A 6,628-nucleotide genomic window follows, 5' to 3' on the forward strand; every position below is an offset into this window, starting at 1 on the left:
TTTTTTAGTATTAAAAGAATCTTGGAGAAACCTTTCCGCTAACTACATTATTTAGAATTTGAAATCTCATGAAGAACTCGTGAGATCCTGAATTGTATCTTGCTAATTCGGTAGTATCAAAATCATAAGTATATCCTAACATGATACTTTTTGATATTTGAAATCCTGCTAAAGCACTTACTGAACTATCTAATCTGTATGACATTCCTAATGTAAATTTTTCGTTGAACAAAAAATTAGCCGATACATCAAATCCTATTGGTGCTCCTGATACTACTTTTATCAGGGTAGCTGGTTTAAATTTTAAGTTATGATTTAACTGAAAAACATAACCTCCTATAACAAACACGTGCAAACGTTTTGCCGCAGTAGATATTGTGAATTCATCATAATAATCTGTTTTTAACAAATTAGGAACCGATGCTCCTAAATACCATTTATCTGTATATAAAAATGTTCCTGCACCCACCTGTGGTGCTGTTTGACTTACATTTTGTTGCAACTGAACATCTGTAGGATCATAGGTGTTTAATTTTGTATAATCTACCCGTAAAGATTGTATACCTCCTTTTAAACCAAAGGCAAGCTTTACATCGTTATTGAGTAGTAATGTATGTGAAAAATCTGCAGTAACATAAAGTTCTTCTGCAGGGCCTATTGCATCATTGATTGCTGAAAGTCCTAATGCGGTATTACCACCACCTATCGGTGTATTTATAGAAAATGCCTGAGTTTTTGGGGCACCATCTAAGCCTACCCATTGCGATCTGTGTAACAAATTAATATCTAAGCCATTATTACTACCTGCATAAGCAGGATTGAATGATACGGTGTTATACATGTATTGTGTTAATTGAGGGTCTTGCTGTGCTATTGCTTGATAATTCACAACCATAAACACCATCATTACTAAGATATATGTTATAATTCTCATATTTTAAAATTTGATTAGAGGAGTTTACACGCCTCAACTATTAGTTGTCATCTTTATTTATATAGAGATATCCTGCTTTTTTTACATTTTGTGGCTGTGCACCTCCCGTATTATATCTCAGTATATAGAAATACGTTCCTGTAGGAAGCTGTTCATTTTTATTAATAGTAATCCTGCCTTCAGAAACCCCGCGAAATACATTATCTGTTTCGTTATATCCAGTGGTTTCATAAACCTTTACGCCCCAACGGTTAAAAATAGTTACACTGTTATCTGGAAATCTTTCTAAACCATCAATAAAAAAGAAACTGTTATCTCCATCTCCGTTAGGTGTTACACTATTATAGATTACTACATCTCCTGGTAAAATGAAATCTTCTTTTACCCTTGCTAAGGTAAATACGCCATATCCAGATATGTTAGCTATTGTTGTTACGGTTTGGTTGGAATCGTCAACTATACCACCTTCATCTACCCAAATCCCTTGTGTTTCATCCCATCTAACAATATGAATTTCTGAAGTGTTATCCGCTACTATTTCTGCAGGTGTGGTATTAATATTCCAACTTAAGGTTAACACAACGTTTGTGTTACCTTGCTCTCTATTTATTATCCAGTATTCTGCATTATCAATTATATCTATAACACCTGCTACTAGGTTATGTGGATATAATGTATTACTGTTCTCCAAAACATATTGCCCATTAATAACCTCATTACTATCATTTGGTGCTGTAATAGCCGCCATTCTATAATATCCTGAATCTCCAATTGGAAATTCAAATGCAGTATCTCCTTTTTTAATTACTTGACCTTTTACATGACTTGCATCACTTGTATTGCTATGATATGCCAAGTTTTGGAACATTATATTTCCTCCAAAATCATTGTTATTTACCACGCCTAAATCAAAATCAGCTTCATTAACAATGCTTATATCTCCACTTAATTGAAAAGCTTCTGTTGAGGTATTATTAAAATACACATCATAGAACTCACTTAGTGCTGTTCCTGAAATTTGTTGAACACTTGTTCCTTGAAAGCGGGTTAATCCATTATTTGCGGCATTGAAATACGAGAACAATCCATCGTTATTAAAATTAGCATACACAAATAATTCGCCATCGTTCATTGTACTACCTATTGCTTCATTACTAAAGTTATCTACAATACTTACTTGTGTATTGGGGCTTATAGTCAACTCTCCAATATTAGTGGTTTGCCCTACAGCTAATGCACTTATCATAAGTGCCAGTAGCAGTATATTGTATTTAATCGGATTCATAATTTTATATTTTTAAGGAAGGTTTTAACCTTAACTAAACAAGTTTTTTGATTTTAAGAATCAACTCTCCTCTTTTTATTTGTTAAAGAATAAAGGAATACTACTAGTACACATTTTACAATAATCCCCCTTTAATAAGACACTTACATGCTCTGAGAAGTTGGTGAATTTTACACTGAAACTTGACATAGGTATCTTCCTACGAAAACTTATACTATCTCTTTTTATATTCTCTTTTTAAAATTTCATTGGTCTTTCCTCATTTCCTAGGAAAAACTTACCATGTCTCATAAAGTCTCCAATTATTACCACACCAAATGTGAAATATTTAGCACCATCAAAACTGTACTCTGCTTCCCAGTTTGTACCATTTTGTACCAATGGCTCTATTTTTATATTTGTCGTAAAACCAGCATCATCCGCCACTACCAATACCAAGTCTTGGGTTGTACTAAATCCAGCAACAATAGCATCAGGTATTTGTACTAATACATCTCCTACTGTACCAGACTCGTTAACCGACCAATCTCGTACTATTTTTTCTTTAAAGATTGATGGAATTCCAGCATTGGCTACATTGGTGCTTAAACCATTATTTCCCCAAAGCAAATAGTCTTTATCATTTGTAAACGTATTTGTATTTGCTGTATTGGTTGCAGCAACACCTCCTAAGCCCATAGTTACAATAGTACCCGTATTGATAGATTTGGATTGTTTTTGGTTTAACCCACCATTATCATCTCTACCAATACCTGCAATATCATTATCATAACCGCCTCCTAATGTCCAAAGTGTGGTACCAGTCGCCCCTGTCCAGTCACTAGCATAATAATTATGCGTTAGGGTAATACCATATTTTATGGCTAAATATGATTGTACTCTTTCTTTGTCAGCTATACTTAAACGTTCTTGGTACACAATAACTTCGTTCATAGAACCATTGATTCCTTCAACTCCACTTATATAAGCTCCTACACCAAAGTTTGAGGTATACCCAATATTATTCATGTCTAATGTAGTATTTACAAAAGAGTTACCATCTAAGGTCATCTCTATACCTCCATCGGTTCCTCCTGTCCACATATAACCAGAAGCCATATTTTTATTCAATTCAAGTGATAAAGACGTAGCTACAACAAAGGTTGGTGACGATCCAACTTTATATATTACTGGATTGTTTGAACCTGTATATCTACCTATATGTGGATCATCTGCCTGAAAATCAATTGGGCTATCCCATCCTGAAAAATCAGTATATGTTGCCACAAAAAATACACTACCATCACTCGTTGCGTATTGTAATATTTGATTATCTGATTCAAATACATCTCCTCCATCAAAAGCAATGTATGGATGAAAATTAGTATTTGTAGTTGGTGTAGTAATATATGTTGCTTCCCTACTATCAACAGTTTGTTGCACATGATTTAAATTTCCAGAAATGTCATCCCACTGTACCCCATCTGTAATGGTTGTTAACCCATTATCTGCCTGATACCAAGTTCTTATACCGGTACTAACACCTCCTGGTCCTTTAGGGCTTATAGCATATCCATTACTAAATTCTGATACAGAACCGTTAGATCCAAAACTACCAGTTCCTGTATTAACTTTTAAGGTAGTTGTCCAATATCCTGTATTATTTCCGCCGCTGTTTACAGATATTGTATGTGGGTTACCTGCTGCAGACAAGCCTGTTGCAACACCTACATAAGTACGCCCATTAAAAAAGGGGTCTGTTGATAAATTGGTAAAGAACTCCACATCACAATTGGTACAGTCATTAGGTACATTAAAGGTTACATCATACGTATCTACTCCTGTATTTGTAGAAGATAGAATAGTTGGAGTATCACCATCGGCATACTCTAAATCGTCATTTCCATTATTCGCTACATTGTCTATACCTGTAGGGTTGTTATAAAATGAGTTTTGAGAGTATAAAACACCATCGGCTTGTGCATTATAAATACCCGTTGTTGTATTATTAAAAAACGTGTTGCTAACTATTTGTATGTTTTTAACACCTCCAGTACTAAATAACCAAACACCGTAACCATTTCCTGTAGTATTAGAGAATATATTGTCATGAATGTTAAATTCCGTAACTGCATTTGCAACATTTATAACCAAACCCGCTCGAGTATTCGCATTAAAGGTGGCATTCCGTATTTCATTATTAGACCTGGTATAATTATTCAAAAACTCTATACCATCATCACAATTATTAAAAGATCCACCATCTACTAGCAGGTTATCTACATCATTAAACCTGATACCATCTGCATCGGCCTCATTTACATTAACATTTGTTAAGGTAACATTACTAGTGATAGTTGAATCAAAAAGGATTCCCCAATCACCATCATTAGTATTTCCAGTCAAATCCAGATCCATATCCACATTGGTCATTGTTATATTAGAGACCGTAGTAGTACTGAAACGAATAGATATTACATCAATATCCCCATCAAAATTATCAAAAGTACTATTTGAAATGGAAATATCTGTGGCTACTCCTCCAAAAAAGATTCCGTAACTTTCTACATCGTGTACTGTTAACCCATCTATATTAACATTAGTTGTTGTTGAGCTAAAATATATACCATGTTCTCCATCATCAGTGCTTCCCGTTTGATCTAAATCTAAAATTGTTGTATTTATTGTCAAGTTAGTTACTGCACCAATAAATTGCATACCATATGCTATACCCGAACCATCTCTATTTTCTACAACAAGATTTGTAATCGTTGCTACATCAGTACCCCCTAAAGGGTTTACCTGTCCTGATACATAAATGGGGTTAATTTCGCAGTTATATATATTTAGATTTGTAATTGTTAAGTTCGACACGTTATTATCAAAACTTAAGGCAGTATCCGAATCATTTGTGGTAGATAAATCATCCAAATCCCAGGTAGAATTACTAATAGTAATATTATCTGCTATGCCACCAAATCTAAATTTTGCAAATCCTCCAGTTCCTGTATTACTTAGGTTAACATCGTCATAGGTTATGTTAGTTGCTGTTCCTGTGATATAGAACGCATTATCATTTTTTACATTCGTTGCATCTACATTTATAATTGATAAATTCAGAGCATTTCCAACGTAATACATAACTTTATCCATGTAGATATTTCCATTCGTATGACGTACAATCATATCCCGTATGGTTATGTCTGTAGGGCTACCCGAAAAAGAAAAAGGTTCATAACCTGTATCTTGCATAATAAAACCTTTGAAGGTTGCACCGTCTCCATTACCATCGGTCCTAAACATATATATTAGGGCATCATTTATACCTGCATCTATTGTGATATCGTCTGCTATACCATTAGCATTTATATCTCCATCTATCGTTACATTAGGGACAGATATAATAGGTAAACTTGATGTTAAACTGATAGTTCCTCCACTTAAAAGCGGATCAAAAGTAATGGTTTGTGTTCCAGCTGTTCCATTCACTTGGTTAATACACCAACGTAGTGTTCCTGATGATCCTGCCCCAGTATTGGTATCGGCAAGGTCATTAACCGTAAACTGAGCATTTACGGTTAAAGTTGTCATTATACTTAGTAGCAGTATTACTAAATTATATTTTGATTTCTGTATCATAATTCTTATTGTTTTTGTTTATATTATTATGATAGTTCTATCTTTTATAATTCAATGTAATATCTCCAACTCTTACTTTTTGAGTATCATCGCCAGCCGCACCTGTTAGTTTTAATATGATAACTGCGGTTTGCCCTGCTGTCATTGCTCCTGGGTTTAAATTAGCTGTTGTCCAAGTAGCTGATGAAGACGCTCCGATAGTTCCTAAAGCAGTACCATCCTCTAAAAACATAGTCGCCGAAAACGTGGTGCTTCCTTCTGCTTGGTAATCTATTACTATTGGGTTTGTGGCATCCCACGCGGTAAAATCATTTGGTAATGTAAAGCGTACTATAACATCGTAATCTTGAGGTGTTGCTTCTCCACTTGACCACTCATAGTAATTCATATAATTTCCTGTTGGACCAGTATTATCGGAAGTCATCATTCCTAAATTATCTGTGCCATCTGCATATAAGGTTGCTCCTGCATATTCTGCACTAAATACTTCTTTTACATTCGCATTGATATATGCACCTCCATCTGTTCCTACTTTTACAGCGTTATCTGTATTAGCACTTACTACATTAGCTGTTTGTGCAGTACCTGCTTCGTTAGTATATGTTATTACTCCTGTTGGTGTAGCTGTTTCTTGCACTAATGAAGTTACAGTTTCTTGTGCTGTTACTAATGCGCCTAAATTGATTTGGGTAGTAGCTCCATTTTCGTCCGTATAGTCTAAGTTTACTCCGTCTGCATTCAATGCTAAGGTTGTTAGGGTCTCTGCATTGCCTATCAACGTATTTAAATCC

General features: G+C 34.7%; 3 protein-coding genes and 1 pseudogene. All 4 read right to left on the bottom strand.

The features are described 5' to 3' along the window. Positions 1 to 10: 10 nt before the first annotated feature. The gene (locus tag ACKTSW_RS03770) at positions 11 to 934 is read right to left on the bottom strand and encodes a PorP/SprF family type IX secretion system membrane protein (protein ID WP_408023939.1); all 924 of its coding nucleotides are present in this window, start codon (positions 932 to 934) and stop codon (positions 11 to 13) included. A gap of 40 nt (positions 935 to 974) precedes the next feature. Further along, entirely contained in the window at positions 975 to 2,219 is a 1,245-nt protein-coding gene (locus ACKTSW_RS03775; RefSeq protein WP_408023940.1) for a gliding motility-associated C-terminal domain-containing protein, read from the bottom strand. 237 nt (positions 2,220 to 2,456) lie between these two features. After that, a complete protein-coding gene (locus ACKTSW_RS03780; RefSeq protein ID WP_408023941.1) occupies positions 2,457 to 5,837 on the bottom strand; it encodes a beta strand repeat-containing protein in 3,381 nt (1,126 codons plus the stop codon). Positions 5,838 to 5,874: 37 nt separating this feature from the next. Continuing rightward, a pseudogene (locus tag ACKTSW_RS03785) lies at positions 5,875 to 6,628 on the bottom strand (hypothetical protein); the annotation flags it as partial.

This window comes from Tenacibaculum sediminilitoris, from assembly GCF_964513795.1.
Classification (GTDB): domain Bacteria; phylum Bacteroidota; class Bacteroidia; order Flavobacteriales; family Flavobacteriaceae; genus Polaribacter; species Polaribacter sediminilitoris.

What these genes read in the sequence shown, in the direction of transcription:
- ACKTSW_RS03770 (WP_408023939.1), bottom strand. Translation starts at nt 934, where the DNA reads ATGAGAATTATAACATATATCTTAGTAATGATGGTGTTTATGGTTGTG.
- ACKTSW_RS03775 (WP_408023940.1), bottom strand. Translation starts at nt 2,219, where the DNA reads ATGAATCCGATTAAATACAATATACTGCTACTGGCACTTATGATAAGT.
- ACKTSW_RS03780 (WP_408023941.1), bottom strand. Translation starts at nt 5,837, where the DNA reads ATGATACAGAAATCAAAATATAATTTAGTAATACTGCTACTAAGTATA.